The following is a 373-nucleotide window of genomic DNA, read 5'->3' on the forward strand; positions in this document are numbered from 1 at the left end:
GCCTCTCGACCGGTCTGAGCTCGACCAACAGCAGCGTGAGCAGCCTGTCGACTTCGACGTCCAGCGGACTAAGTACCGCCACCAGCAGCATCAGCAGCTTGTCGACTTCCACGTCGTCTGGCTTGAGCACTGCGACCAGCAGCATCAACAGCTTGTCGACCTCCGCGTCTAGCGGCTTGAGCACTGCAACCAGCGGCATTTCCAGTCTGTCCACTTCGACGTCGAGTGGTCTGAGCACCGCTACCAGTAGCATTCGCAGCCTGTCGACCTCCACGTCGTCGGGTCTGAGCACTGCGACGAGTGGAATCTCTAGCCTCTCGACCGGTCTGAGCTCGACCAACAGCAGCGTGAGCAGCCTGTCGACTTCGACGTC

The 373-nt window shown here is 60.9% G+C and carries 1 protein-coding gene; it reads right to left on the minus strand.

Annotation, left to right across the window (positions count from 1 at the left end; genetic code table 11):
• The coding region (locus RT97_RS33645; RefSeq protein ID WP_216595196.1) for a hypothetical protein at positions 1 to 214 on the minus strand (214 nt) is incomplete at its 3' end.
• Positions 215 to 373 lie beyond the last annotated feature (159 nt).

The organism is Variovorax paradoxus (assembly GCF_000834655.1).
Lineage (GTDB): Bacteria > Pseudomonadota > Gammaproteobacteria > Burkholderiales > Burkholderiaceae_C > Variovorax > Variovorax paradoxus_F.